The following is a 26,328-nucleotide window of genomic DNA, read 5'->3' as shown; positions in this document are numbered from 1 at the left end:
CCGTAGTGACCTGAGTCACCATTAGCGTGCTCGTACGGCACACGGCAACCGCGGCGAAGGGACATTTCCATGCGGGTCGGAGTACTGACCGGAGGCGGCGACTGCCCCGGGCTCAACGCCGTCATCAGGGGCATCGTCCGCAAGGGCGTGCAGGAGTACGGCTACGACTTCGTCGGGTTCCGGGACGGCTGGCGCGGTCCGCTCGAAGGCGACCTCATGCGCCTCGACATCCCGGCCGTGCGGGGCATCCTGCCCCGCGGCGGCACGATCCTCGGCTCCTCGCGCACCAACCCGTTCCAGCACGAGAACGGCGTCGCCCGGATCAAGGAGAACCTCGCCAAGCAGGAGGTCGACGCGCTGATCGTGATCGGCGGCGAGGACACCCTGGGCGTCGCCGCTCGTCTGTCCGACGACTACGGCGTGCCCTGCGTCGGAGTCCCGAAGACGATAGACAACGACCTGTCCGCCACCGACTACACCTTCGGCTTCGACACCGCCGTCGGCATCGCGACCGAGGCGATCGACCGCCTGCACACCACCGCCGAGTCCCATATGCGCGTCCTGGTGGTCGAGGTGATGGGCCGGCACACCGGCTGGATCGCCCTCCACTCCGGCCTGGCCGGCGGCGCCAACGTCATCCTCATCCCGGAGCAGCGCTTCGACGTCGGCCAGGTGTGCGCCTGGGTGACGTCCCGGTTCAAGGCGTCGTACGCGCCGATCGTCGTCGTCGCCGAGGGGGCCATGCCCAAGGACGGTGACATGGTGCTCAAGGACGGGTCCCGCGACTCCTTCGGGCATGTGCGGCTGTCGGGGGTCGGCGAGTGGCTGGCCAAGGAGATCGAGCGGCGGACCGGCAAGGAGGCCCGCACGACGGTCCTCGGGCACGTGCAGCGCGGCGGTACGCCGAGCGCCTTCGACCGCTGGCTCGCCACCCGCTTCGGCCTGCACGCCGTCGACTGCGTCCGCGACGGCGACTTCGGGTCGATGGTCGCCCTGCGCGGCACCGACATCGTCAGGGTCCCGATCGCCGCCGCGACGGCCCGTCTGAAGACGGTCGACCTGACGCTCTACGAGGAGGTCGGGGTGTTCTTCGGCTGACCGGCCCCGTACGGGTATGGGCCCTGCGTCCGGGATGCCCGGCCCATACCCGTACGGAAGGGGGATCGCGTGAAGTCCCCGCAGGCCGGCTACACCGCGGGCCGCCCCTCGGAGAACGCGCCGGCGCCGCGCAGCTGACCGATCAGCTCCCGCAGAATCCCGGGGCCGTCCAGCGTCAGCACCGACTCCGGATGGAACTGCACCCCGGCGAACCCGGGCCCGCGCAGCGCGTGCACCTCGCCCGTGCCGCCGCGGGCGACCTCGATGCCGTGCGCGGCCAGCTCCGCCGCCGCCCCGTCGTCGCAGTGCGCCACGAAGCTGTTGTAGAAGCCGACGGTCTCGGTCCGGCCGAAGAGGTCGACCGTCGTCTGCGCGCCCTGGTACGGCACCTCCTTGCGCACGATGTCCAGCCCCAGCCCGGCCGCGATCAGCTCGTGCCCCAGGCAGACGCCGAGCACCCCGTGCCGACGGGCCGGCAGCACCTCGGCCGTCAGCTCCCGCAGCAGACGCATCTTCGGATCCCCCGGGTCGGACGGGTCGCCCGGGCCGGGCCCGATGACGAGCGGCCCCTCGTGCGCGCGCACGGCCGCGCGCAGTCCGGGCTCGTCGTAGCGGCGGACGGTGACGGTGAGACCCGTGGAGCGCAGCACATGGGCGAGCATCACCGTGAAGGTGTCCTCGCCGTCGACGACCAGGGCGTGCCCCGTGAGGTCCGACGTCGGCTCCTGCATCCGCAGCCAGAAGGGCGCGAGGGACGCCCGGCGCCCGTCCAGCGCGGCCCGCACCCGGGGGTCGTCGGCCAGCACCGGCCGCGCGGTCTCCGTGCTCGGCCGCCGGTCGCGCACGCCCAGCGCCGCCAGCACCCCCGCCGCCTTGGCGTGGGTCTCCGCGACCTCGCCGGCGGGGTCCGAGCCGCGCACCAGCGTGGCGCCCACCGGCACCCGCAGCCGGCCGGCCGCGTCGATGTCGGCGGTGCGGATGAGGATCGGGGAGTCGAGCGTCTGCGCACCGCCGGAGTCCCTGCCGAGCAGGGCGAGCGCGCCGCCGTAGTAGCCGCGCCCGCCGGTCTCGTGCCGTTCGATGACCCGGCAGGCGTTCTGCACCGGCGAGCCGGTGACGGTCGCCGCGAACATGGTCTCCTTCAGTACCTCGCGCACATCGAGCGAGGACCGGCCGCGCAGCTCGTACTCGGTGTGCGCGAGGTGCGCCATCTCCTTCAGCCGGGGCCCGACGACCACGCCGCCCATGTCGCCGACCGCGCACATCATCTTGAGCTCCTCGTCGACGACCATCGACAGCTCCTCGATCTCCTTGCCGTCGGCGAGGAAGGCGAGCAGGTGCTCCGGGGTGGGGCCCTGGGCGGGATAGCGGTACGTGCCGCTGATCGGGTTCATCACGACGGTGCCGCCGGACATCCGCACATGCACCTCCGGGCTGGCCCCGACGAGGGTCCGGTCCCCGGTGTGCACGAGGAACGTCCAGTAGGCGCCCCGCTCCCCGACCAGCAGCCGCCGGAACAGCGCCAGCGCGTCCGCACGGCCGAACCCCGGGATCTCCCCCTCGTACGTCCGCCGGACGACGAAGTTGGCGCCCTCGCCCCGGCCGATCTCCTCCCGCAGCACCCGCTCCACGATCCCGGCGTACTCCTCGTCCCCCACGTCGAAGCCACCGCCCTCGACGCGCACCTCGTGCGCCGGGAGCCGCCGCAGCGCCTCGGCGAGCGGGACGGTGTACGTCTCCTCGGGGGTCAGCGCCAGCAGCGGGGTGCCGTCGTCGCGGACTTCGAAGCCGCGCTCGCGGATCTGGCGGTGCGGGACGAGCGCGAGGCTCTCACCGGGGAGGTCGGCGAGGCGGTCGTAGGAGGTCACCGGGCCGAGCAGCAGTTCCACGGTGTCGTGGTCGTGGCCCGGGGTGCGGCGGCGGAGCAGGGCGAAGGGGCGGTCGCCGTGCGCGAGCTGTGCCAGGTCCATGGGTTCCTCATCCGTCGTCGTGATCGGTTCGAGGAACGGCTCCGCAAAACGCCGAAGGCCGCCCCTCGGGCGGCCTTCGCGAAGTCTTTCGTACGCGCAGTCAGCGGGCCGCCGGAGAAGCGGTCCACCACCAGTTCTGGATCGAGTGCGCGAACATGTCGGGCACCTTACCCCATGTCCGCGGAGCGGCACCGATGTCTCACTTGCTGGGCAACGGGCCGGAAGGCGGCACCGCACCCCGTAGTGTTGAGGTTGTGACCGTGAACGCTAAGACCGGCGCGAGCGCCGGCAACACCTGGCGAGACCTGCCCGCGGCGCAGCAGCCCGAGTACCCCGACACCGAGGCTCTGCGCGCAGTGATCGCGGACCTCGAGTCGTATCCGCCGCTCGTCTTCGCGGGTGAGTGCGACCAGCTGCGCGCCCGGATGGCGGCCGTCGCCAAGGGAGAGGCGTTCCTCCTCCAGGGCGGGGACTGCGCCGAGGCGTTCGACGCGGTGTCCGCGGACCAGATCCGCAGCAAGCTCAAGACCCTGCTCCAGATGGGCGCCGTGCTCACGTACGCCGCGTCCGTGCCCGTGGTCAAGGTCGGCCGGATCGCCGGCCAGTACTCCAAGCCGCGCTCCAAGCCGACCGAGACCCGCGACGGCCTGACGCTGCCGACCTACCGGGGCGACTCCGTCAACGGCTTCGACTTCACCGAGGCGGCCCGCGTCCCCGACCCGGAGCGGCTGAAGCGGATGTACCACGCGTCCGCCTCCACGCTGAACCTGGTGCGCGCCTTCACCACCGGCGGCTACGCCGACCTGCGCCAGGTGCACGCCTGGAACCAGGACTTCGTGAGGTCGTCCCCGTCCGGCCAGCGCTACGAGCAGCTCGCCCGCGAGATCGACAACGCGCTGAACTTCATGCACGCCTGCGGTGCCGACCCGGAGGAGTTCAAGACAGTCGAGTTCTTCTCCTCGCACGAGGCGCTGCTGCTCGACTACGAGTCCGCGCTCACCCGTGTCGACTCGCGCACCGGGCAGCTGTACGACGTCTCCGGCCACATGGTGTGGGTCGGTGAGCGCACACGGCAGCTGGACCACGCGCACATCGAGTTCGCCTCGAGGATCCGCAACCCCATCGGCATCAAGCTCGGCCCGACGACCACGCCGGAGGAGGCGCTCCAGTACATCGACCGCCTCGACCCCGAGCGCGAGCCGGGCCGGCTGACCTTCATCGTCCGGATGGGCGCGGACAAGATCCGCGACCGGCTGCCCGAGCTGGTGGAGAAGGTCACGGCGTCCGGCGCGGCGGTGGCCTGGGTGACCGATCCGATGCACGGCAACACCTTCGAGGCGGCTTCCGGCCACAAGACCCGCCGTTTCGACGACGTGCTCGACGAGGTCAAGGGCTTCTTCGAGGTGCACAAGGGGCTCGGCACCCACCCGGGCGGCATCCATGTCGAGCTGACCGGTGACGACGTCACCGAGTGCGTGGGCGGCGGCGACGAGATCTTCGTCGACGATCTGCACCAGCGTTACGAGACGGCCTGCGACCCGCGGCTGAACCGCAGCCAGTCGCTCGACCTGGCGTTCCTGGTGGCGGAGATGTACCGGGACCAGTAGCCGTCGAAGGCGGTGACCAGGGCATGCGATGGGGCGCGGATCACAAATGATCCGCGCCCCTCCACTTTTGCGGTCCGGAACTGCCGGGTAAGGTTAGGTTAGCCTCACCGACTCAACGGGGACGGCGCCAACGAATCGACCCCGGCGGGAGGTGATCCGCGTGTATGTCTGCAGTTGCTTCGGAGTGACCGAGCAGCAGGTCAAGAAGCACGCGGAGGACGGCGCCTGCACCCCCCGCCAGATAGCCTCGGCCTGCAAGGCGGGCACGGACTGCGGCGGCTGCGTACGCCGTATCCAGGCGCTCCTCGGCCGCGGCGGCTGTCCGCGCCGGGAGCCGGCGGAGCAGAGCAGGTCGCCCCTGACCGGGGTCGCGCAGATGACCGCAGAGGCCGCCTGAGTCCTGAGCTCCGGGGCCGGTGTCGCGGCGCGCTAGGCGTCCGGCTGGCTCTGCTCGATCAGCGTCGACAGATAGAGCGCCTCGCCCAGCTTGTCGATCAGTTCGAGCTGGGTGTCGAGGTAGTCGATGTGGTGCTCCTCGTCGGCGAGGATCGCCTCGAAGATGTTCGCCGAGGTGGCGTCGCCCTTGGCCCGCATGATCTCCACACCCCGCCGCAGCCGGTCGATGGCCTCGACCTCGATCTGCCGGTCCGCCTGGAACATCTCGGTCACCGTCTGGCCGACGCTGACGTGGAACAGCCGCTGGTAGTTGGGCAGGCCGTCCAGCAGCAGGATGCGGTCGGTCAGCACCTCCGCGTGCCGCATCTCGTCGAAGGACTCTTCCCGGGTGTACTTGGCGAGCTTCGGCCACCCCTTGTGGTCCTGCAGCTTGGAGTGCAGGAAGTACTGGTTGATCGCGGTCAGCTCGGCGGTCAGCTGCTCGTTGAGCAGTTCGAGCACCTCGGGGTCGCCCTGCATGAGGGGGCTCCTTCCACGTCGGGGGGTCGCAACTGGAGGTTGCGCCGCATGATTGCACCGGGCGTCGAAGATCGTCCAGTAAGTGCGTACTTAGTAAGTAAGTGCATGCTTAGTCTGAATTGGGCGAGTTGGAGGTCTTATCCGATTCCGAACGGGGTTGGTCCTGGGTACCGTCAACCGTCTGTCAGGATGGAGCCATGGGTCACCCGGAGGAGCGCGAATCTGCGGCAGCGGCATCGTTCGAGCTTCCGCCGGGGCAGCGGGTGCAGCGCGGCTGGCCGGTGACGCACTACGGTCCGGTGCCCAAGTTCCGGCCCGAGCGCTGGGAGTTCAGGGTCTTCGGCGCCACCGCCGACGGGGACAAGCGCTGCTGGACCCACGAGGAGTTCACGGGCCTGCCGTACACCTCCGTGGTGGCCGATCTGCACTGTGTCACCAAGTTCAGCATGCTCGGCGCGGAATGGGGCGGCGTCCCCGCCCGGACCGTCCTGGACCTCGCGCCGCCCGCCGCGAATGTCACCCATGTGATGGTGTGGGCGGAGTACGGCTTCAGCTCGAACCTGCGGCTCGTGGACTTCGCCTCCGAGCGCGCGCTCTTCGCCACCCACAAGGACGGTGAACTGCTGACCGCCGAACACGGCTTCCCGCTCCGCCTGATCGTGCCGCACCTGTACGCCTGGAAGGGCCCGAAGTGGGTGCGCGGTGTGGAGTACATGACCGCCGACCGCCGCGGCTTCTGGGAGGAACGCGGCTACCACAACATCGGCGACCCCTGGCTGGAGCAGCGCTACTCCTACCAGGAGGAGCCCGGGGACGGCCCCGAACTCTGAGGCCTCGCGCTCAGTGGTGGTACCGGTGCACCACCGCGTGGCCCTTGCCCCGTCCGATCATCCACTTGTTGACCGGGACGGTGACCACGAAGGCGACGGCGAGGGCGATCGCCAGGACGATCCAGAAGAACGCGGTGTCGAGCCCCGCGTCCATCGCTCCCGGCCAGAAGGCGATCACGCCGTTGTCGACCAGCTCCATCACGGCGATCGACAGTGTGTCCGCGGCGAGCGCCACCCGGATGCCGGCCCGCAGGCCCACGCCCGCCTTCAGTACCCCGCGCAGGGTGAGGGCGTAGCCGAAGAAGAAGGCCAGCGCGATCGCCAGGGCCACGGTGGACATGTCGCTCCAGCCGAGCGCGGTACCGACGACCATGCCGAGCACCTCGCCGATGGCGCAGCCGGTGAGGCAGTGCAGGGTGGCTCGCACGGCCATGGGCCAGCCGGTGGAGGTGTCGGCGTGGTGCGCGTGTGCGTGCTGCATGCGTGCCCCTGTGTCGGGTGATGGTTGCCCGTACCGGGCAGGAACCATATACCCCCAGGGGGTATTCCTGGAACATGTGGGGACGCCTGGACCGCGAGGGCTTCCTCAGCCGTCCCGGAGCTTCTTCAGCCGCTCGACGTCGGCCGCGTGCCCCTCTTTGCCGCCGGGGGTCTCGATGATGAGCGGTACGCCCTCGGTGGCGGGGTGGGTCATCAGGGCGCGGAACGGGTCCTCGCCGATGTGGCCGGCGCCGATGTTCTCGTGCCGGTCCTTGTGGGCGCCGACCAGGTCCTTGGAGTCGTTGGCGTGGATCAGCCTCAGCCTGCCCTCACCGACCGTGGAGACCAGCAGGTCCAGCGTCTGGTGCATGCCGTCGGGGCCGGTCAGGTCGTGTCCGGCGGCGAAGATGTGGCAGGTGTCGAGGCAGACGCCCAGCTTCGGGTGGGCGTCCAGGGCCTCGAAGTACGGCCCGAAGTCCCAGGTGCGCGAGCACAGCGAGGCGCCCTGGCCCGCCGTGGACTCCAGCAGGACGTACGGGTCGTCGTCGGTGAGCTCGTCGAGCAGCGGCAGCAGGTACTCCCGTACCTGCTTCAGCGCCACCGACCGCTCCCGCCCGCCGGTCGCGCTGCCGGTGTGCACGACCACGCCGAGCGCGCCGATCGCCCGCCCGCGCCGCACCGAGTGCCGCAGCGACTCCACCGACCGCTCGGCGGTGGCCTCCGTGTGCGAGCCGAAGTTGATCAGGTACGGCGCGTGCACATAGGCCGGGATCGACCGCTCGGCGCAGGCCGCGCGGAACGCCTCGTCCTGCCGCGGATCACCGGCCGGTGTGGCCCACCCGCGCGGGTTGGCGACGAAGACCTGCACCGTCTCGGCCTTCAGGTCGTCGGCGTAGGCGAGGCCCACGGAGTGCAGACCGCCGGCCACGGGGACGTGGCCGCCGACGGGGTTGCGGGAGGGACCGGGGCGCTGACTCTTCACCCGTTCAGGGTGTCATGTGCCCCGGGGTCCTCCGTCAGCGGATCCGGAGGGTGATCGTCGACCCCTCGGGCGCCTTCTCCCCGCCCTCCACCGACTGGCCGCGCACGGTGTCGCCGAACAGGCCCAGCAGGCCGCGGTCCTCCTCGACCTCGAAACCGGCGTCCTGAAGCCTCTGCTTCGCCTCGTCCACGCCGTCGCCCACCACGTCCGGGACCTCGATCATCTCCGGGCCCTTGGAGAGCGTCAGCGTGACGGTGTCGCCCTCGGCGGCCTCGCCGTCGGGTCCCGGGTCCTGCCGGGCGACCTGGCCCGCCTCGTGCTCGGAATGGATTCGCTCCGCGGCGACGCGCACCCTCAGACCCGCCTCCTGGAGCGCTTCCCTGGCCTGGGCCGGGTCGCTGCCGGTGACGTCCGGGACGTCGACCGGGGCGCCCTTGCTGACGGTGAGGGCGATCGCCGTGCCGGCCCGGGTCGTGGTGTCCGTCGCCGGGTCCGAGCCGATCACGAGACCTCGGGGCACGTCCTCGCTGAACTCCCGGGTCACCATGCCCGGCTCCAGACCGCTGTCCTTGAGCAGATCGCGCGCCTTCTCCGGCCGCAGGCCCGCGATGTCCGGCACCTTCACCGTCTCGGGGCCGTCGGAGACGGTGAGCGTCACGGTGTCGTTGTGCCGGATCCGGGCTCCCGGCGCCGGGTCGGTGCTGATGACCGTGCCGCGCTGCACCGTGTCGCTGTAGGCGTGCTTCACCCGCCCGACCTCCAGACCGACCTCCGCGAGCCGGTCCTCGGCCTGCGCCTCCGTCTTCGTGAGCAGCGGCGGGACCTCGGTGAACTGCCCGGAGTTGATGTACCAGACGCCCACGCCGAGGCAGATTGCCAGCAGGACCGCGGCGGCGAGGGTGACGACCGTGCGCCGGGGGCGGGGCCGGCGGTGCGGGGTGTCCAGGGGAGGCGACTCGAGCCGGCTGGTCCTGTCGTACCGCTCGTCGTCCTCGTTCACCGGCAGGTGCCGCAGCGCCGTCAGCGCGCGCGGGATGACGCTCGTGCGGTCGTGGGCGTTGTCGTGCTCCGCGGTCACCGCCCGCGGGGGCACCGCGTCGAGCTGCTCGTCGGCCAGGGCGCCCCGCGTCCCTCGGACCTGGGCGAGCAGGGCCACGGCGTGGTACGGGCGCAGTTCCGGCGCGCGGGCGGTCGCCGCGGCGACCAGCTCGTCCAGCTCGTACGCCAGTCCGGGCACGGCCGCCGAGGGCGGCGGGACGTCGTCGTGCACATGCCGGTAGAGCACCTGCGCGGGGGAGTCCCCCGTGTGCGGCTTGCCGCCGGTCAGCATCTCGTAGAGCACCACACCGCACGCGTACACGTCGACGCGGGGGTCGGCGCTGCCCTGCTCGATCTGCTCGGGGGCGAGGTAGGAGAGGGTGCCGAGGACGGACCCGGTGGTCTGCGTGACCGTGTCGACGGAACGGACGAGTCCGAAGTCGGCGACCTTGACCCGGCCGTCGTCCCCTATCAGGACGTTCTCCGGCTTCATGTCCCGGTGCACGAACCCGGCGCGGTGGGCGGCGCCCAGCGCGGCCAGGACCGGCTCCAGGATGTCCAGCGCGGCCCGGGGCTGCAGCGCCCCGCGCTCGCGCAGCACGTCCCGCAGGGTGCACCCGGAGACGTACTCCATCGCCAGGTAGACGTACGAACCGTCCGCCCCCTGGTCGAACACCTGGACGACATTGGGGTGGGCGAGCCGGGCCACCGACTTGGCCTCCCGGATGAAGCGTTCGACGAAGGAGCCGTCGGCGGCCAGGGCCGGGTGCATCACCTTGAGCGCGAGGACGCGGTCGAGGCGGGTGTCCACGGCTCGGTAGACCGTGGCCATCCCGCCGACCGCGATCCGCGCGTCGACGCGGTAACGCCCGTCGAGCACCTGCCCGACGAGAGGGTCCTGAAGGGTCCTGTCCACGCAGGCGAGTGTACGAGCCGCCACCGACACCGCTCGGCGGTTCCCCGAGCATCGGGGCGGTACTGCATCCGACCTGTGACGTGTCTGACGCGCCCGCTCCCGGTCATGTGCTACGCGATCACTGGAAGGCGGGCCGCTCCGGGTCGAGCGCGGCGATGCCGTCCACGGGCGAGGAGGCCTGCGCGAAATGGCGCCGGGGGATGCGCCCCGCCAGCCGGGCCAGCCGCCCCGCCTCCACGGCGTTGCGCATCGCGGCGGCCATCAGCACCGGTTCCTGTGCCCGGGTCACGGCCGAGGCGAGCATCACACCCGCGCACCCCAGTTCCATCGCGAGGGCGGCGTCCGACGCCGTACCCGCCCCGGCGTCCAGGATCACCGGCACGCGCGCGTCCTCGACGATCAGCTGGAAGTTGTGCGGGTTGCGGATGCCGAGGCCGGAGCCGATCGGCGACCCGAGCGGCATGATCGCGGCGCAGCCGACGTCCTGGAGCCTGCGCGCCACCACGGGGTCGTCGTTGGTGTACGGCAGCACCGTGAATCCGTCGTCCACCAGCGTCTCCGCGGCGTCCAGCAGTTCGACCGGGTCCGGCAGCAGGGTGCGCTCGTCGGCGATGACCTCCAGCTTGATCAGGTCGGTGCCGAGGGCCTCGCGCGCGAGGCGGGCGGTCAGTACGGCCTCGCCCGCGGTGAAACAGCCGGCCGTGTTGGGCAGCACCCGGATTCCCAGCCTGTCCAGCACCGACAGCACGGAACCGTGCACGTCGGGGTTGACCCGCCGCATCGCGACGGTGGTCAGCTCGGTCCCGGAGGCGACCAGCGCCCGCTCCAGCACGTCCAGGCTGGGGGCACCGCCGGTGCCCATGATCAGCCGCGAGGTGAAGGTCGTGCCCCCGAGGACGAAGGGATCGTCGGCCATGGTCAGCCTCCTTGGACTGCGGTGAGGACCTCGACACGGTCACCCTCGGACAGGGGCGTGAGCGGCCACTGCGCGCGCGGGACGACGGTTTCGTTGAGGGCGGCGGCGACACCGGAGGGCGCCGCGGTGAGGGTGCGCACGAGGGCGTCGAGAGCCGTGCCGTCGGTGATCCGGCGGGGCTCCCCGTTGACGGAGATGATCATGCGGGCTGCTCCGTGAGTGCGGCGCCGAAGCGCCTCGGCGTGAAAGGACGTGCCTCGACCGGGAGTTCACCGGTGGTCAGGACGTGCGCCATGGCGTCGCCGGTGACCGGGGTGAGCAGGACACCGTTGCGGTAATGGCCGGTGGCCAGCAGGAGGCCGTCCAGCCCGGTCGGGCCGAGCAGGGGGGCGTTGTCCGGCGACGCGGGGCGCAGGCCGGCGCGGGTCTCGGTCAGCGGCAGTTCGGTGATGCCGGGGACCAGCTCGTGCGCGTCGCGCAGGAGTTCGTACACGCCCCCGGCGGTGACCGTGGTGTCCCAGCCCAGCTCCTCGCTGGTGGCCCCGACGACCAGCTCGCCGCTCTCGCGCGGCACCAGGTAGACATGGCTGCCGCGCACCACCGCGCGCACGGTGCGGTTCAGGAACGGCGCGTGGGCCGGCGGCACGGTCAGCCGCAGCACCTGCCCCTTCACCGGCCGTACGGGCGGCAGCACGGCCTCCGGGACGCCCGCCAGCCGCCCGCTGAGGCTCCCGGCGGCCAGCACGACCTGCCCGGCGCCCACCTCGGTCCCCGCGCGCGTGACGGCGCCCGCCGCCCGCTCCCGGACGACCAGCAGCCGCTCGGCCCACTCCCGGTGGAAGACCACGCCCGCCCGCTCGCAGGCGGTCACCAGAGCCGCCGCGAGCCGCCGGGGGTCGATCTGATGGTCGCCGTCCACCCGCAGCCCGCCGCGCACCCCCGGAGCGAGCATCGGTTCCAGACGGCGGCAGTCCCGGCCCGACAGCCACTCGGAGTCCAGCCCCGACCGCCCTTGCAGGGCATGCAGTTCGCGCAGGTGGGCGCGGTCGTCGGCGTCCAGGGCGACGGCCAGGGTGCCGCACCGGCGGTAGCCGAGGTCGTGGCCGGTCAGGTCGGTGAGCTCGGCCGCGAAGTCCGGATAGCGGCGCGCCGAGGCGAGGTTCAGACCGAGCAGGGTCTGCTCGCCGTAGTGGAGTTCCGTGACGGCGGCGAGCATGCCGGCCGCCACCTGGGCGGCGCCGCCGCCGGGTCCGGGGTCCAGCACGGCGGTGGCGAGTCCGCGCTGCGCGGCCCGCCAGGCCGTGACCAGGCCGATGATTCCGCCCCCGATGACGAGGACGTCCGACGTACGTGCAAAGGACGACACGGGCTTCAGCCCCTCCCTTCGCCGGCATGACCCGGATCAGGTTCGTACGGTCGGAGGCCGGCCAGCCTCCCTCTCAGCCCGGTGCGTCCGGGCTCCCGCGAGTGCTCTACGGTGGCCACCCTAACTCCTGCCTCCGTACCTCTGTAAGGGAGCCGCCCCGGCATGCCCCGCTCACTGGACGGTCTCGTGCTCGCCCCCGTCGCCGACCAGGCCCCGGGACAGGTCGGGACGCGCACCCGGTTCACGTACCGCGAGCAGGACGGCGAGATCAGCGCCGAGTACGCCGGTGGGGACGTCGTCCGCGGATACCTCGTGGGGACCCGCGAGGGGGACCGGCTGGACTTCCGGTACGTGCAGCTGAAGCGGGACGGGACCACCTCCTCGGGGCGCTGTGTCGCGACGGTCGTGGAACTGCCCGACGGGCGGGTGCGGCTGGAGGAGGACTGGGAGTGGGAGTCGCAGGCGGGCGGCGGGACGAGCGTGGTCGAGCAGATCGGCGGGTAGCCGGATCGTCGGGAGGCGTGCGGTCGGATCGCCGGACGCGGTGCGGCCGGACGGTGTGCGGCCGGACGGTGTGCGCAAGGCCACCGGGGCCGCCCTCTTACTGACAAAGTGTCAGTTGTCTATGGTGATCAGGTGAACGAGCAGACGAGGGCACAGGCGCGGCGCGTGGTCGTCGTGGGCGCGGGCATGGCCGGGGTGCAGACCGCGGTCGCCCTGCGCGAACAGGGTTTCACCGGCACCGTCACGCTGATCGGCGCCGAGCCGCACCAGCCGTACGACCGGCCGCCGCTCTCCAAGGCGGTCCTGCTCGGCAAGGCCGAGGGCTCCGCCTTCGACGTCGACTTCGAGGAACTCGGCATCGAGCTGCACCTGGGGCGCGAGATGACCGGCCTCCGCCTCGCCGACCACGAACTGGACACCGGGTCCGGACCGGTGCCCTACGACGCGCTGGTCCTCGCCACCGGCGCCGAACCCGTCACCCTGCCCGGCGCGGAGGGCGTCCCCGGCGTGCATCTGCTGCGCACCCTGGACGACGCCGAGCGGCTGCGGCCGGTGCTCGCCCGGCAGCACGACATCGTGGTCGTCGGCGCCGGCTGGATCGGCGCGGAGTTCGCCACGGCCGCCCGGGAGGCCGGGTGCGCGGTGACCGTCGTCGAGGCCGCCGACCACCCCCTCGCCGGCGCCCTGCCCGCCGACGTGGCCGCGCCCATGACCGCCTGGTACGCCGACAGCGGCGCCGTCCTGCGCACCCGCGCGCGCGTGCGCCGGGTCGAGCCCGGAGCGGTCGTCCTCGACGACGGCGAACGGGTGCCCGCCGGCGCCGTGGTGGTCGGCATCGGCGCCCGGCCCGCCACACGACGACTCGCCGGCTCCGGTATCGAGCTCGGCCGGTACGGGGAGGTCGTGGCCGACGACCACCTGCGCACCTCGGCACCGGACGTCCACGCCGTCGGCGACTGCGCGTCCTTCCCCTCGCGGCGCTACGGCGAGCGGCTCATGGTCCACCACTGGGACAACGCCCTCCAGGGCCCCCGCACGGTCGCGGCGGACATCCTCGGCGAGGCGCCGGCGGTCTACGACCCGGTGCCGTACTTCTGGTCCGAGCAGTTCGGGCGGTTCGTGCAGTACGCCGGACACCACGCTCCGGCCGACGCCACCGTGTGGCGCGGTGACCCGGCAGGGCCGGCCTGGTCGGTGTGCTGGCTGCGCGAGGGCAGGCTGACGGCCCTGCTCGCGGTGGGCCGCCCCCGGGACCTGGCCCAGGGCCGGCGGCTGATCGAGGCCGGGACCCTGATGGACCCGGAGCTGCTGACCGACCCGGCGCGCCCCCTGAAGGCGGCCACGGCCTAACGCGTCGTCGCAGGTGGGCGGGTCGATGGGCGGGGCTGACTTCCGACTGTCAGTGGGGGATGGCAGGCTTGTTCCCGTGACCGAGATTGACGTAAAGACCGATGCTCTCGTCCCCGCCTGGCTCACCCTCCCCGACATCGCGGAAATGCTCGACGTCGAGGTGACGCGTGTGCGGCAGCTGGTCAAGGAGGGCCAGCTCATCGCCGTGCGCCGTGGTGAGAACCGCGCGCTGCACGTTCCCGCCGCCTTCATCGACGAAGACAAGGTCGTCAAGGGCCTGTCCGGGACCTTGACGCTCCTGCGGGACGACGGCTTCACGGACGAAGAGATGCTGGAATGGCTCTTCACCCCCGACCCGAGCCTGCCGGGCACGCCCGCGCAGGCGCTCAGCGAGAATCGCGGCACGGAGGTGAAGCGGCGGGCCCAGGCCCTGGCCGTCTGATCCCGGCGAGACCAGAGAAGAGCCTGTGAGGCGTACGGGCCCCGGTCCGGGGGCGAGGGCCCCCGGACGCTCCCGCCCGGCGGGGCCCGTACGCCACCGGCAGGCAGACCCAGAGGTACCGATCCACGGGGGGACCCACGCATGCCCGACACCGCCACCGCTCGTACCCGGCTCGCCGACGCCCGTGTCTACCTGTGCACGGACGCACGCGGACGCCAGGGCGACCTGCCCGCGTTCCTCGACGCCGTCCTGTCCGGCGGGGTCGACATCGTGCAGCTGCGCGACAAGGGCATGGAGGCCGCCCAGGAGCTGGAGCATCTGGAGGTCTTCGCCGACGCCTGCGCCCGGCACGGCAAACTGCTCGCGGTCAACGACCGCGCGGACGTCGCCCACGCCGCCGGCGCCGGTGTGCTCCACCTCGGCCAGGGCGACCTACCGGTCCCCGCGGCCCGGGCGATCCTCGGCGACGACGTCCTCATAGGCCGCTCCACACACGCGGAGTCCGAGGCGGAGGCGGCGGCGGTCCAGGAGGGCGTGGACTACTTCTGCACCGGCCCCTGCTGGCCCACCCCCACCAAGCCCGGCCGCCACGCTCCCGGCCTCGGCCTGGTCCGGCACACGGCCGCGCTGGGCACCGACCGCCCCTGGTTCGCCATCGGCGGCATCGACCTCGGCAACCTCGACGAGGTCCTCGACGCGGGTGCCCGCCGTGTCGTCGTCGTCCGCGCGATCACCGAGGCCGACGACCCGGGCGCCGCGGCGGCGGAGTTCGCGAAGCGCCTGCGCGAGGCCTGAGGTGTCACCCCATGTGACCGCCGGGTGTCCAAGGGGTGGACAGGAGGCCGACAATCCGGGCAAATTTCCTGCATCCGGTTGGGGGACGGACGGCCCCTGGCTAACCTGCCCGTATGGCCCTCGGAACCGCCTCCACCAGGACTGACCGCGCACGCACCGTGCGCGACATGCTCGCCGCCGGCAAGAAGACGTACTCGTTCGAGTTCTACGCGCCGAAGACCGCCAAGGGTGAGCGCAGCCTGTGGGAGGCGCTGCGCAGGGTCGAAGCGGTGGCCCCCGACTTCGTCTCCGTGACGTACGGGGCCGGCGGTTCCACCCGTGCGAGCACGGTCAAGGAGACGCAGCAGATCGTCGCCGACACCACGCTCACCCCGGTCGCCCATCTCACGGCCGTCGACCACTCGATCGGCGAGCTGCGCAACGTCATCGGCCAGTTCGCCGACGCCGGCATCCGCAACATGCTCGCCCTGCGCGGCGACCCGCCCGGCGACCCCATGGGCGACTGGGTGCCGCACCCCAAGGGCCTGGCCTACGCCGCCGAACTCGTGCGCCTCATCAAGGAGTCGGGCGACTTCTGCGTCGGTGTCGCGGCGTTCCCGGAGATGCACCCGCGCTCCGCCGACTGGGACACGGACGCCCGCCACTTCGTCGACAAGTGCCGGGCCGGTGCCGACTACGCGATCACACAGATGTTCTTCCAGCCGGAGTCCTATCTTCGACTGCGTGACCGAGTGGCCGCCGCGGGCTGCGAGACGCCGGTCATCCCCGAGGTCATGCCCGTGACCAGCGTGCGGATGCTGGAGCGGCTGCCGCAGCTCAGCAACGCTCACATCCCGTCCACCCTGAAAGAGCGGATCCTCACAGCGAAAGAGAATCCGTCCGCTGTACGCTCCTTGGGGATCGAGTTCGCCACGGAGTTCTGCGCACGACTGCTGGCGGAGGGAGTGCCTGGTCTGCACTTCATCACGCTCAACAACTCCACGGCGACCCTGGAAATCTACGAGAACCTGGGCCTGCACCATCCACCGCGGGCCTAGACCGGTCGCACACTCATACGACACACTGCGTAGCGGCCACTGGGAGAGGGGCGTACATGGGCTGGACGGTCCTCTACATCGCGTTCGGCATCGTCGCGCTGTGGCTGCTCGGCGAGGTGCTGCTGCAGTACAAGGCGCGGCTGCGCTGGCGTCTGCTGGCGTTCGGCGGCTTCCTCGGCGTCGTCGTCGGCGTGCTGATCCCGTCCGTCATCGTGATCGGACTGGGCGCCGCCGCCTTCGCGGTCGGGCAGACCTACGTCACCCTGTCGTTCCGCCGTGGCTTCGCCGCCGGCTGGGCGGTCACCGGACGCCCGAGCCTGGGCGGCAGCAAGCGCCGCCGCGGTGAGCCGGAGCACGAGGACCCGTCGCTGGAGGTGTCCGACCTCGAGGCGTCCGGTTACGGCGACGAGGACGGCACGTACGAGCAGGGCGGCGCCGGGCACGGCCAGGACGACTACGAGCGGGACGACGTGTTCGCGCCCGCCCGTCCCGGCGCCGCGACCGCCGCCGAGTCCACCTCGGTGTACGAGCCGCAGCCGATGCCCGACGACACCGGCTCCTACGGCGTGTACGGGGACACCGGCGGGTACGCCACGCAGGGTCAGCCCCAGGACCAGCTCCAGGACCAGTACGCGGCGACCGCCCAGTCCACCGACCAGGCCGCCTACGCCTACGACGGCTACTCGGGCTACGGCCAGCAGCAGTACGGCTACGACACCGGTGGTCAGCAGCAGTACGCCGCCTACTCCGACCCGTACATCGGCACCCAGACCTACAGCGGGTCCTACGACGCCGGGTACGAACAGCAGCAGTACGGCCAGCAGGGCTACGGGCAGGACCCGTACGCAGGCGGCGGCTACGGCGGCGAGACCCCGGCCGGCGGCGTGTGGGTGCCGCAGCAGCGCAGCACCGACGACCCGTACGGGGGCGAGCTGCCGCAGGAGCAGCCCTATCCGCACCAGGGGGACGGTCAGGCGCAGCAGGGGAACGAGTACGACGAGCGATACCGGTTCTGAGTCACCGGGCGTGCACCGGCGGCTGGAGCCGTGGGAGCCCCGTGGATCCCTGTGAGGGGAACCGCGGGGCTCACCCGTGTCCGCGCGTCCGTCTCACCGGGAGCCGCGGAACTCCGGTCCTTCCACGATCAGTCCCGACACCAGTGCGCCCGACATCCCGGCGTGCGGGAGGCCACCGCCCGGATGGGACCAGCCGCCGACGGTGAACAGCCCCGGCAGAGCCGTGCTGTTGGCAGGATGCAGCAGTCGGCCCCCGGCCGCCGCCAGCGCCGGGGCCGGGACGGCCCCGCCCCGTGCGCCGGTCGCCCCGGCGATGTCGGCCGGGGTGTTTTGCTCGTGCCACAGGAGGCGGGAGCGGAGGTCCGGTATCGCGCGCCCGGCGGTGGTGATCATGGCCTCGGCGTGTTCGGCGTGGTCTTCCGGTGCGGTCGCCGCCGGGACGGTGGCCGTCAGGGTGACCGCCTCGTGGCCGGAGTCCGGGACCAGGCGCGGGTCGTCCGGGCGCAGGACGGTGACCGTGGGGTGCGCGGCCCGCGCTCCCGGCCGCCCGGCGGCGAAGACGGCCGCCAACTCGCCGTCCCTGTCCGGGGTGTGCACCACCGTCCGGTGCGCTGTGCCCTCCGGTCGGGGGCCGCGCAGCGCCAGCAGCACCGTCAGACGGCTCGGCAGCCCGCTCTGCGGCGGGACCTCGCCGGTGGTCCGCGGCGGCAGGTCCGGCAGCGCGCCGGGGGCGACACCGGCGACCACGAAGTCCGCCTCCGCCGCCGTCCCGTCGGCCAGCCGCACGCCCACCGCCCGGCCGTCCTTCTCCAGGAGTCCGGTGACCTCGGTGCCGAAGACGAACGCGACCCGGCGGGCGAGACACCGCTCGTACACCGCGCGTGCCAGCTCCCGGATGCCGCCGCGCACGTACCAGGCGCCGAAGGCGTGCTCCATGTACGGCAGCACGGCCGCGCCCGCCGGTGCGACGCGCGGGTCGAGACCGTACGCCAGCGCGTGGCTCTCCAGCAGGGCGATCAGCCGGGGGTCGCGCAGCTCCCAGGCGCCGACCTCGGCGAGCGTGCCGGCCCGGCGGGTGCGCAGCAGCTTCTTGTGCGGGACCGAGGGGTAGGGCTCGCGCTCGGCCAGCACCTGCCAGTCGGACCAGAGCGGCTCCTCCAGGAGCGGCCGGCGCGTCCGGTCCCAGGCCTCGCGGGCGCGCACCAGGAAGTCGCCCCAGCGGGCGCCCGCGCCGGATCCCAGCGCCTCGTCAAGGGCGGCGACGACGCCGGCGCGCGAGGCGTTCGGCACGGACAGCTCGGTGCCGTCGGCGAAGACGTGCCGGGACGACGGGTCGACCTGCGTCAGCTCGACGCACGCTTCCAGGGGCTCCTTGCCGGTCTTGAGGAACAGGTCCCGCCAGACCGCGGGCAACGGCAGCAGGCCGGGACCGGTGTCGAAGGCGAACCCGTCCCGCTCCCGCCGGCGCACCGCTCCGCCGTAGGTCTCCGTACGCTCGTACACCGTCACCCGGTGGCCCGCCACGGCCAGCCGCGCGGCGGCCGCCATGGCGCCCATCCCGGCGCCGATCACCGCAATCCCTGCCATGCCCGCGACTTTATCCGCCACCACTGACACTCCGTGACCGGGTCCGTGACCGGGCGCCGACGCCCGGTCTCAGCCCGGTGGACCTGCCTCACGCGCCGCCAACCGCCGCTCCTCCCGGCGTTGCGCCCTGCGGCGCAGGAAGCGGTGGATGCGGGAGGCGAGGAAGTACAGGGTGATCAGGCCGGTGACCAGGAGAACCGCCGCGATGATCGCCGCGGCCTCGGGGTAGAAGATCGCGAACGTCACGAGCCCCCCGACGCCGAGATCCTCGGCGATGCTGATGATCACGTTGCTGAAGGGCTCGGGCGACGCGTTGACCGCCATCCGTGTCCCGGCCTTGACCGCGTGGCTGGCCAGTGCGGTGGAACCCCCGATCGCGCCCGCCGCCAGCTCCGACAGCGAAGCGCTCTGCCCGGCGAGCAGTGCCCCGACCCAGGCGCCCGCGGCGGGCCGGATCAGCGTGTGCACGGAGTCCCAGGCGGAGTCGACGTACGGGATCTTGTCGGCGACGGTCTCGCCGAGGAACAGCACACCGGCCGTGATGAGGACCTCGGGGCGTTGCAGCGTCTCCGGGATCTCGTCGCTCAGCCCCGTCGCACCGAAGAAGCCGAGCAGCAGCACCACGGCGTAGGCGTTGACGCCGCTGGCCCAGCCGCTGGTGAAGACAAGAGGGAGTACGGCCACGGACGCGATCGTAACCACCGGGCCGCCGCGCGTCCTGGGGAGCGAGGCGGAGGGCTGAGTACCCGTACTCAGTGACGGAGATGAGTACGCGCGCGGATGGGGCCGGACCTGCCTGAAGGGGAGAGTGGTGGCACGGAAAGGGGACCGGTGCCGGTACCGCCGACACGGGGCGGCGGAACGGCGCGGGCCCCGGACCTCTCCCCTTGCGGGTCCGGACCGGCGGGAGCGAGGCACGGGGGAACCCCGGACGCGACGACGGGAGGGGGCCCGACGGGCGGAACGGGAAACACGGGCCGGTCCGGGGATATCGGGGAAACGGGGGAATCGGGAGAATCGGGGGAGCACGAAGGAAGCGCCGGTCCGGCGTGGCCCGCGGGGGACGCGGCCACGATCCGAACCGGCGCTTCCTTCGTGTCCGCGGGGCCTGTACGGGGCGTCCGCGGTTCTGCGCTTCCGTTTCCGCGGGGCCTGTACGGGCGTCCGCTGCTTTGCGCTTTCCGTTTCCGCGGGGCCTGCGCAGGGCGTCCGTGGCCGTTCGCTTCCGTTGCCTCGGGGCCGGGTGCCTACGGTCGTCCGCTCACCCGTCCCTGCAGGAGCCGCGACAGCGCCGCGTGCACCTCGTCCAGGGAGCGCTCCGGCTGGAAGGCCTGCCAGTCCAGCGCGGCCACCAGCACCATGCCGACCAGCGCCGCGGCCGTCAGCGGCACATCGATCTCCTCGCTGAACTCACCCTGGGCGATGCCCTCGCGCAGCACGTCCTCGACGACGGCGACCGCCTCCTGCCGGACCACCAGCAGCGTCGACTGCCAGGCCCGGTTGGTGCGCCACAGCTCGGCCACGTACAGCTGTGTGAAGGCCGGATAGCGGTCGATGAAGACGAGCCCGGCCCGGACCATCGCGTCCAGCGCGGCCACCCGGGAGCCGCCTTCCTTCGCCGTCCGCTCGGCCGCCTCCTTCAGGGAGGCGGTGAGCAGGCCCACTCCGTGCCGGAGCAGCTCCTCGAAGAGGACGGACTTGCTGGCGAAGTTGTAGTACACGGTGCCCTTGGCGACCCCGGCCCGCTCGGCGATCTGGTCCACCGTGGTCGCGGAGAACCCCTGCTCCGCGATGAGCGTGACGGCCGCCTCGTAGAGCTTCTGCCGGGTCGTCTCGCGGCGGGTGCTCGCCCCCGACGTGGCGCTGCTGCTTTCCATGGCCTTGATTGTCACAGGAACGGCATCCGTGCAGGGAGCAGCTGTCGAGGTCACAGGCTCAGCTCCGGATGCAGCCGGTCCAGTGTCCACACCTGGCGGCGGCGGGCCGACAGCGCGGTCAGGGCGAGGGCACCGGCGGTGAACGCGGTCAGCACCACGCACGCGTGCCACACGGGACCGAGGCCACCACCCGTGATCAGTCTCCTGAGCGCCTCGACGACGTAGCTCATGGGCAGGAACGGGTGCAGCGCGTTGAAGAAGCCCGGACTGGTCTGCACGGGGTACGTGCCCCCGGCGGACGTCAGCTGCAGCATCAGCAGGGCCAGCACCAGGATCCGGCCGGCGGCGCCGAAGCGCGCGTTCAGCCACTGGACGATCGCCGCGAAGCACGCCGTCACCAGGAACAGGAAGCCCACCGTCCCGGCCGACCGCGCCATCTCCAGCCCGACCGCCCAGTGCAGCACCGACATCAGGGCCACCGTCTGGAGCACGCCGATCGCCAGCACCGGCAGCCAGCCCGCCAGCGCGATCCGCCAGGCCGAGGCGTCCGTGGCCAGCGCCCGCCGATTGAGCGGCGCGATCAGCATGTAGGCCACCATCGCGCCCACCCACAGGGACAGCGGGATGAAGTACGGGGCGAAGCCCGTGCCGTAGTTGGGCGCCTCGTGCAGCGACGTGGAGGCGAGCCGGACGGGGTCCGCCATGACCTCCGTGCGCGCGTCGCGCTCCCGCTCGTCGTAGTCGGGGATCCGCTCCGCGCCGTCGTGCAGTCCGTCCGCGAGCTTCACGGAGCCGTCGACCAGCTTGAACATGCCCCCGCTGAGGTCGTCCGCGCCCGTCTTGAGCTCACCGACGCCCGTGTCGAGGTCCAGCGCCCCGGTACGGGCGGTGGCCAGTCCCTTGTGCAGGGCCTCGGCGCCCTTGGCGACCTTCCCGGCACCCTCGTTCAGCTTGTTGATCTTCGCGACGGCCTCGTCGAGGTCCTCCGACAGATGAGGGGCGTCCCGGGCGAGCGCCCGGGCCTGCTCCTCCAGAGTGGCCAGATGCCCGTCGAGCTTGTCCATGTCGCCGTCGTAGCCGCTGATCGCCGTGTCGAGGTCGTCCGCGACGGTCGCCACGTCGGCCGCCGAGTCCATGGCCTTCTCCAGGTCGGCGCAGGCCGCGTCGGGCACCGCAGGGGTCTCGCAGCGCCTCTTGTGGATGTCGCTCAGCGTGCCGGAGGCCAGCTGGGCTCCCTCGGCGGCGGCAGGGGCCCGCTTCACGAGCGTGTCGAGGTCGTCCCGGACGGCGCCGGACGCGTCGGCGACCAGCCGTGCCGTGTCACCGATGGTCTTCTCGTTGTCCTCCAGGAAGGGCCCCAGCTTGTCCGCGATCCCGTTGACCTGGTCGGCGAGCGCCTGCGTACCTTCCGCCACCCGCGCCGAACCGTCCTTGAGGTCACTGGCGCCGGTGGCGAGCTTCGTCAGGCCCGTGGAGAGGTCCCCGCTGCCGTCCTTGGCCTCCTTCAGGCCGTCGGCGAGGTCCTTGGAGCCCTTCTCGGCCGTGCCGATACCGTTCTTGAGCCTGTCGGCACCGCCGGCCGCCTTCACCGTCTCGCCGTGGATGTCGGAGAACGAGATGAAGATCCGGTCCAGGAAGGACCGCGACGCCTTCGTGGACGCCGCCGTGCGGACCTCGCTGAACACCGTCCGGGATATCTGCCCGACGACGTAGTTGTTCGCGTCGTTCGTGCGGACCTGGAGCGCGCCCGTCTCCGGGGAGTCGCCGGAACTGGAGGCGATGCGCCCGCTGAAGTCCGCCGGCATGGTCAGTGACAGGTAGTACGTGCCGTCCTCCACGCCCGCGCGCGCGTCCCCGGCGCTCACCTCGTGCCAGTCGAAGACCTCGCTGTCCCGCAGCCCCGCCACGATGTCGTCGCCCGCCTCGACCCGCTTGCCGCCGGCCGTGGCGCCCCTGTCGTCGTTCACCAGCGCCACGGGGATCCGGTCAAGGCGGCCGTACGGGTCCCAGAACGACCACAGGTACAGCGCGCCGTACAGCAGCGGCAGCAGCAGAAGTGCCACCAGCGCGGCCCGGGGCAGCTTCCCCCGGCCGAACCGCCGCAGCTCAAGAGCGGCCAGTCTCGGCGAACGCATCCGCCGCCTCCTTCGTGTCGTCGCGGTCCGCCCGGCCGCCCCGGCCTTCCGGGACACCGCTGCCGGTGCCTTCCCGCGGGTCCAGGTCCTCGCCGGTGCCGTCGACCGTGTCCGAGGGAACGTCCACGGGTGCGCCGACCGCTGCCGCTGTTTCCTCCGGCAGGCCGCCACCGGCCCGCTCGGTGGACAGCGCCACGGCGTCCCCGGGCGCTTCGCTGCACACCGCCACCACCGTCGTGCCGGCCTCGGTGAGCGACCTGAGCAGCGCCCACACCTCGGCCCGTTCGGCGTCGGAGAGCTTGAGGTCCGTGTCGTCGACCCCGAGCAGCCGCGGCCGTCCGACGAGCGCCAGCGCGACGGACAGCCTCAGCGCCTCCACACGCTCCAGATCGCGCACGGCCGTCCGGGCGCCCTTGGGCAGTGCCTCCAGGCCGAGTCCGGAGGCGGTCAGGGCCCCGTCGATCCGCAGCCTCGCCTCGTTCGCGCGCTCGGTGCGCGGCCGCAGCAGACCCCGCAGCGAGACGCCGAACCGGCGTTGCAGCAGGGCCCTTTCGCGCAGGTGCTCCCCGACGGTCAGGGCGGGGTCGAGGTCGGTGACGCCGGGGACGTGCGCGAGCGCGCTGACCCGGCGCAGCGCCGCCATCTGCTGCGGCAGCCGGGCGTCGCCGACCTCCGCCGTCCCCTCGGTGGCCTTCATCCGGCCGGTGAGCGCGAGCAGCAGGCTCGTGCGCCCCGACCCGGACGGGCCTTCGATCGCGATCAGCGAGCCGGGCGCCGCGGCGAAGGAGATGCCGCGAAAGGCCCAGCCGCGGGGCCCCCTGAGCCCGAAGTCGCGGGTGGTGACGGCGAGTCCCGTCACGGTTCCCCCCACAGTGCCCCCAGGTGCTTCCGAACGGAACTATGTGAACTGACTGGTCAGTGCAAAAACTAGCCCGAACCTTCGATCGAAGCAAAAGCCCAGGTCAGAACGGATTGTCAGTGCCATACCCCACGATGGGCACATACGGCACCCCGTATGAGGGCGTGCCGTCACCAAGACGACAGGAGGTTCGTCATGGCCAGCTCCTCCGCAGCCGCCGCCCCACGGGGCCGCGCCACCGGCCCTGCCCCCTCACTGACCGGTCCGGCGGGCGATGTGCACCCCGTGCTCCGCCGGGCCACGGCCCCGCCCGCCGCCCTCGACCTGCTCGCCCAGGCCCGCACAGGGCTCGAAGAGGCGACAGCCCTCGAAACGCCGAACGAGCGCTACGCCACCGCCCACCTCGCCGCCCTGCGCACCGCCGCCGCCGTACTGGCCGTGCGGGGCCGCCCGGAGACCAGCCCCCGACGCCGGGCCCGGATCCGCAGCGCCTGGGAAGTGCTCCCCGAGATCGCCCCCGAGCTCAGCGAATGGAGCGCGCTGTTCGCCTCGGGTGCCGGGCGCCGCGCCCGGGCCGAGGCGGGCATCCAGGGCGCGGCCGGCCGCCGGGACGCCGACGACCTGATACGCGACGTGGCGATGTTCCTGCGCCTCGTCGAGCGGATGCTGGTGCTCCAGCCGGTCCTGCCCCACCCCCGGCCCGGCACGGAAGCGGCGGTGGGGCGCGGCTCGCGCGCGGGCCGGGACCGTGGCCTGCCCGACGTGGGGTGACGCACCGGCCGGGCCCGTCGAAACCACTCTTGGTCAGGAGGAATACGTGCCCGGCGCGGTGACCGGCCGCCGCGCCGGAGGCAATAGGGTGGAGGGCGCCTGAAGCCTTCCCTCCCGCGCCTGGGGGCGGGAAGGCAGCCCGTTCGCTCCGCCCGCACGAGGGCGGTGCCGCGCCGAGGAGTCAACTGCCGTGTCGGACCCGATGCGCCCGCCCGCCTCCCACCGCCATCCGCAAGCGGCGTCGCTGGCTTCCGACCCTCCTCGTCCTCGCACCGCGCTCCGTACCGCCGTGGTGTGGGAGGTCCTCCAGGACGCCCTGGACCGCCGGGTCAAGGCCACCGGCCGGGAGTCGCTGGACGTCCTCGACACCGGGGGCGGCAGCGGCAAGTTCGCGGTGCCCGTCGCCGGCCTCGGCCACCGCGTCACCGTCGTCGATCCCAGCCCCAACGCGCTGTTCGCCCTGGAGCGCCGCGCCGCCGAGGCCGGCGTCGCCGAGCGGGTCAAGGGCGTGCAGGGCGACGCCCGCGGCCTCTTCGACGTGGTCGAGCGCGGCGGCTACGACGCGGTGCTGTGCCACGGCGTCCTGGAGTACGTGGACGACCCGGCGGAGGCTCTGCGCAACGCGGTGGCCGCCCTCCGCCAGGACGGCTTCCTCAGCCTGCTCGCCGCCGGTCTGGGCGGCGCCGTGCTCGCGCGCGCCCTCGCGGGTCACTTCACGGAGGCCAAGCAGGCCCTCGACGACCCGAACGGCCGCTGGGGCTCGGGTGACCCGATGCCGCGCCGCTTCACCGCCGAGCAGCTCACCGAACTGGTCGGGGACGCCGGCCTCGCCGTCGGCGCCGTGCACGGCGTCCGGGTCTTCGCCGATCTCGTGCCCGGAGTCCTCGTGGACACCGAGCCGGGCGCCATGGACGCCCTGCTCAAGCTGGAGGCCGCCGCGGCCGAGCTGCCCGCGTTCCACGCGGTGGCCACGCAGCTTCATGTGCTCGGCGAGACGCAGGCGCCCACCGGGGCCTGAGTGACTCCCGTGAGACGGCCCTGATCAGCGCGTTGCTAGCGGATGGAGTACGCCACAGGCCCTCCGATCGGGGCGTTCCCGCCGTATGATCGAGGGAGACCGCCCGGCATGACGGGTCGGCCGCCGGGGAATGTCCATCTCAGCGGGCCGGTCCGGTCATGGCGGGTTCCGGTTGGCCAATTGGCGTAGAGGGGCGGGTTTCACGGGGGCGATTCCCTGCCTATCCTGAAGGGACCCCCCGGGTCGCCCCGGCGACTGCACGATGAGGAGGACTCCGTGCCGCTCTCAGAGCACGAGCAGCGCATGCTCGAGCAGATGGAGCGAGCGCTGTACGCCGAAGATCCCAAGTTCGCGACAGCGCTTGAGGGAAGCGGGCTGCGTACGTACACCCGGCGACGGGTCTACCAGGCGGTCGCGGGCTTCCTCGTAGGTATCGCGCTCCTCATGGCCGGAATGGTCGCCAAGCAGGTCTGGCTCAGCGTGGTGGGATTCCTCGTCATGCTGGCTTGCGCGGTACTCGCCGTGACCGGTTGGCGCAAGGCCCCCAAGCCGGGTGAGCAGCCCGCCGCGGGAGCCCCCCACGCCGGCCGTCAGGGACGTCAGCGGCGTTCGATGATGGACCGTATCGAGCAGCGCTGGCAGCGACGCCGCGACGAGCAACAGGGCCACTGACTCCCTACCGCTCCCACCGACGTTTGTGAGGGGTTGCCGTCCGCCGGACGGCAACCCCTCACGCATGCGACGCCCCCGGGCCGGCGCACGCCGCACGCCCCGGGCATCGCGAGGGGGCGGCACCCGACCGAACGGGAGAGCGGCGGG

The 26,328-nt window shown here is 72.4% G+C and carries 27 protein-coding genes and 1 riboswitch; of the genes, 13 read left to right on the top strand and 14 right to left on the bottom strand.

Features of this window, described 5'->3' with window-relative positions:
- Positions 1-69 precede the first annotated feature (69 nt).
- The gene (locus ACWCPM_RS25465; RefSeq protein WP_450978577.1) at positions 70-1,098 is read left to right on the top strand and encodes a 6-phosphofructokinase; all 1,029 of its coding nucleotides are present in this window, start codon (positions 70-72) and stop codon (positions 1,096-1,098) included.
- 89 nt (positions 1,099-1,187) lie between these two features.
- Here the strand turns inward: ACWCPM_RS25465 and ACWCPM_RS25460 are convergent, their stop codons facing one another.
- Together ACWCPM_RS25460 and ACWCPM_RS25455 are read right to left on the bottom strand one after the other, a co-directional pair.
- Entirely contained in the window at positions 1,188-3,068 is a 1,881-nt protein-coding gene (locus ACWCPM_RS25460) for an anthranilate synthase family protein (protein ID WP_450978576.1), read from the bottom strand.
- A gap of 100 nt (positions 3,069-3,168) precedes the next feature.
- Positions 3,169-3,225 (bottom strand): trp operon leader peptide, encoded by a 57-nt coding sequence (locus ACWCPM_RS25455; RefSeq protein WP_189697087.1) that lies wholly within the window; start codon positions 3,223-3,225, stop codon positions 3,169-3,171.
- 97 nt (positions 3,226-3,322) lie between these two features.
- Here ACWCPM_RS25455 and ACWCPM_RS25450 point away from each other — a divergent pair, with 97 nt between their 5' ends.
- Together ACWCPM_RS25450 and ACWCPM_RS25445 are read left to right on the top strand one after the other, a co-directional pair.
- Complete coding sequence (locus tag ACWCPM_RS25450; protein WP_450978575.1) at positions 3,323-4,675, top strand: class II 3-deoxy-7-phosphoheptulonate synthase; 1,353 nt, start codon at positions 3,323-3,325, stop codon at positions 4,673-4,675.
- 151 nt (positions 4,676-4,826) lie between these two features.
- On the top strand, positions 4,827-5,072 hold the full coding sequence (locus tag ACWCPM_RS25445) for a (2Fe-2S)-binding protein (protein ID WP_450978574.1): 246 nt from the start codon (positions 4,827-4,829) through the stop codon (positions 5,070-5,072).
- A 32-nt stretch (positions 5,073-5,104) separates the two neighbouring features.
- Here ACWCPM_RS25445 and bfr read toward each other — a convergent pair whose 3' ends face one another.
- The gene (gene bfr / locus ACWCPM_RS25440) at positions 5,105-5,590 is read right to left on the bottom strand and encodes a bacterioferritin (RefSeq protein ID WP_450978573.1); all 486 of its coding nucleotides are present in this window, start codon (positions 5,588-5,590) and stop codon (positions 5,105-5,107) included.
- Between the two features lie 197 nt (positions 5,591-5,787).
- On the opposite strand from bfr, the gene ACWCPM_RS25435 reads away from it, so the two are divergent.
- Positions 5,788-6,420, top strand: a complete 633-nt coding sequence (locus ACWCPM_RS25435; RefSeq protein ID WP_450978572.1) for a sulfite oxidase-like oxidoreductase — start codon at positions 5,788-5,790, stop codon at positions 6,418-6,420.
- Positions 6,421-6,430: 10 nt separating this feature from the next.
- On the opposite strand, the gene ACWCPM_RS25430 is transcribed toward ACWCPM_RS25435, so the two are convergent.
- The 6 genes from ACWCPM_RS25430 to thiO form a co-directional block, all read right to left on the bottom strand.
- Entirely contained in the window at positions 6,431-6,901 is a 471-nt protein-coding gene (locus tag ACWCPM_RS25430) for a DUF4396 domain-containing protein (RefSeq protein WP_450978571.1), read from the bottom strand.
- Between the two features lie 105 nt (positions 6,902-7,006).
- Positions 7,007-7,882, bottom strand: a complete 876-nt coding sequence (locus tag ACWCPM_RS25425; protein ID WP_450978570.1) for a deoxyribonuclease IV — start codon at positions 7,880-7,882, stop codon at positions 7,007-7,009.
- Between the two features lie 34 nt (positions 7,883-7,916).
- Positions 7,917-9,836 (bottom strand): Stk1 family PASTA domain-containing Ser/Thr kinase, encoded by a 1,920-nt coding sequence (pknB, locus tag ACWCPM_RS25420; protein WP_450978569.1) that lies wholly within the window; start codon positions 9,834-9,836, stop codon positions 7,917-7,919.
- A gap of 118 nt (positions 9,837-9,954) precedes the next feature.
- Positions 9,955-10,752: a thiazole synthase gene (locus tag ACWCPM_RS25415; RefSeq protein WP_450978568.1), complete on the bottom strand. Its 798-nt coding sequence runs from the start codon at positions 10,750-10,752 to the stop codon at positions 9,955-9,957.
- Between the two features lie 2 nt (positions 10,753-10,754).
- Positions 10,755-10,955 carry a sulfur carrier protein ThiS gene (gene thiS, locus ACWCPM_RS25410; RefSeq protein ID WP_450978567.1) on the bottom strand — a complete coding sequence of 67 codons (201 nt, stop codon included), beginning with the start codon at positions 10,953-10,955 and terminating at the stop codon, positions 10,755-10,757.
- Positions 10,952-12,118 (bottom strand): glycine oxidase ThiO, encoded by a 1,167-nt coding sequence (gene thiO, locus ACWCPM_RS25405; protein ID WP_450978566.1) that lies wholly within the window; start codon positions 12,116-12,118, stop codon positions 10,952-10,954. The genes thiS and thiO overlap by 4 nt, the downstream gene beginning before the upstream one ends.
- A riboswitch (TPP riboswitch) is annotated at positions 12,115-12,227 on the bottom strand. It overlaps the preceding gene by 4 nt.
- 53 nt (positions 12,228-12,280) lie before the next feature.
- Here thiO and ACWCPM_RS25400 point away from each other — a divergent pair.
- The 6 genes from ACWCPM_RS25400 (at position 12,281) to ACWCPM_RS25375 (ending at position 17,262) form a co-directional block, all read left to right on the top strand.
- The gene (locus ACWCPM_RS25400; RefSeq protein ID WP_450978565.1) at positions 12,281-12,622 is read left to right on the top strand and encodes a hypothetical protein; all 342 of its coding nucleotides are present in this window, start codon (positions 12,281-12,283) and stop codon (positions 12,620-12,622) included.
- Positions 12,623-12,808: 186 nt separating this feature from the next.
- Positions 12,809-13,972, top strand: a complete 1,164-nt coding sequence (locus tag ACWCPM_RS25395; RefSeq protein ID WP_450978640.1) for an NAD(P)/FAD-dependent oxidoreductase — start codon at positions 12,809-12,811, stop codon at positions 13,970-13,972.
- 76 nt (positions 13,973-14,048) lie between these two features.
- Positions 14,049-14,414 carry an Rv2175c family DNA-binding protein gene (locus ACWCPM_RS25390; RefSeq protein ID WP_450978564.1) on the top strand — a complete coding sequence of 122 codons (366 nt, stop codon included), beginning with the start codon at positions 14,049-14,051 and terminating at the stop codon, positions 14,412-14,414.
- A 141-nt stretch (positions 14,415-14,555) separates the two neighbouring features.
- Positions 14,556-15,209, top strand: coding sequence for a thiamine phosphate synthase (gene thiE, locus ACWCPM_RS25385; protein WP_450978563.1), 654 nt, complete (start codon positions 14,556-14,558; stop codon positions 15,207-15,209).
- A 113-nt stretch (positions 15,210-15,322) separates the two neighbouring features.
- Positions 15,323-16,246, top strand: coding sequence for a methylenetetrahydrofolate reductase [NAD(P)H] (gene metF, locus ACWCPM_RS25380; RefSeq protein ID WP_450978562.1), 924 nt, complete (start codon positions 15,323-15,325; stop codon positions 16,244-16,246).
- A 56-nt stretch (positions 16,247-16,302) separates the two neighbouring features.
- A complete protein-coding gene (locus tag ACWCPM_RS25375; protein WP_450978561.1) occupies positions 16,303-17,262 on the top strand; it encodes an SCO2102 family sporulation regulator in 960 nt (319 codons plus the stop codon).
- 93 nt (positions 17,263-17,355) lie between these two features.
- Here the strand turns inward: ACWCPM_RS25375 and ACWCPM_RS25370 are convergent, their stop codons facing one another.
- The 5 genes from ACWCPM_RS25370 to ACWCPM_RS25350 form a co-directional block, all read right to left on the bottom strand.
- Positions 17,356-18,849: a phytoene desaturase family protein gene (locus ACWCPM_RS25370; protein ID WP_450978560.1), complete on the bottom strand. Its 1,494-nt coding sequence runs from the start codon at positions 18,847-18,849 to the stop codon at positions 17,356-17,358.
- 69 nt (positions 18,850-18,918) lie between these two features.
- Positions 18,919-19,533 carry a DUF4126 domain-containing protein gene (locus ACWCPM_RS25365; protein WP_450978559.1) on the bottom strand — a complete coding sequence of 205 codons (615 nt, stop codon included), beginning with the start codon at positions 19,531-19,533 and terminating at the stop codon, positions 18,919-18,921.
- A 563-nt stretch (positions 19,534-20,096) separates the two neighbouring features.
- Positions 20,097-20,726, bottom strand: a complete 630-nt coding sequence (locus tag ACWCPM_RS25360; protein WP_450978558.1) for a TetR/AcrR family transcriptional regulator — start codon at positions 20,724-20,726, stop codon at positions 20,097-20,099.
- A gap of 50 nt (positions 20,727-20,776) precedes the next feature.
- A complete protein-coding gene (locus ACWCPM_RS25355) occupies positions 20,777-22,861 on the bottom strand; it encodes a YhgE/Pip family protein (RefSeq protein WP_450978557.1) in 2,085 nt (694 codons plus the stop codon).
- Positions 22,833-23,720, bottom strand: a complete 888-nt coding sequence (locus ACWCPM_RS25350) for an ABC transporter ATP-binding protein (protein ID WP_450978556.1) — start codon at positions 23,718-23,720, stop codon at positions 22,833-22,835. Before ACWCPM_RS25350 ends, ACWCPM_RS25355 begins: the two co-directional genes overlap by 29 nt.
- Before the next feature lie 195 nt (positions 23,721-23,915).
- Between ACWCPM_RS25350 and ACWCPM_RS25345 the strand changes: the two genes are divergently transcribed.
- The 3 genes from ACWCPM_RS25345 (at position 23,916) to ACWCPM_RS25335 (ending at position 26,181) form a co-directional block, all read left to right on the top strand.
- Positions 23,916-24,491, top strand: coding sequence for an SAV_6107 family HEPN domain-containing protein (locus tag ACWCPM_RS25345; RefSeq protein ID WP_450978555.1), 576 nt, complete (start codon positions 23,916-23,918; stop codon positions 24,489-24,491).
- A gap of 190 nt (positions 24,492-24,681) precedes the next feature.
- Positions 24,682-25,509, top strand: a complete 828-nt coding sequence (locus ACWCPM_RS25340) for a class I SAM-dependent methyltransferase (protein WP_450978554.1) — start codon at positions 24,682-24,684, stop codon at positions 25,507-25,509.
- Between the two features lie 276 nt (positions 25,510-25,785).
- Positions 25,786-26,181: a DUF3040 domain-containing protein gene (locus ACWCPM_RS25335; RefSeq protein ID WP_450978553.1), complete on the top strand. Its 396-nt coding sequence runs from the start codon at positions 25,786-25,788 to the stop codon at positions 26,179-26,181.
- The last annotated feature ends 147 nt before the right edge of the window (positions 26,182-26,328 follow it).

Source organism: Streptomyces sp. NPDC002309 (genome assembly GCF_053593375.1).
Note: the sequence above shows the minus strand (reverse complement) of the source record. Positions and strands in the feature narration are given on the sequence as shown.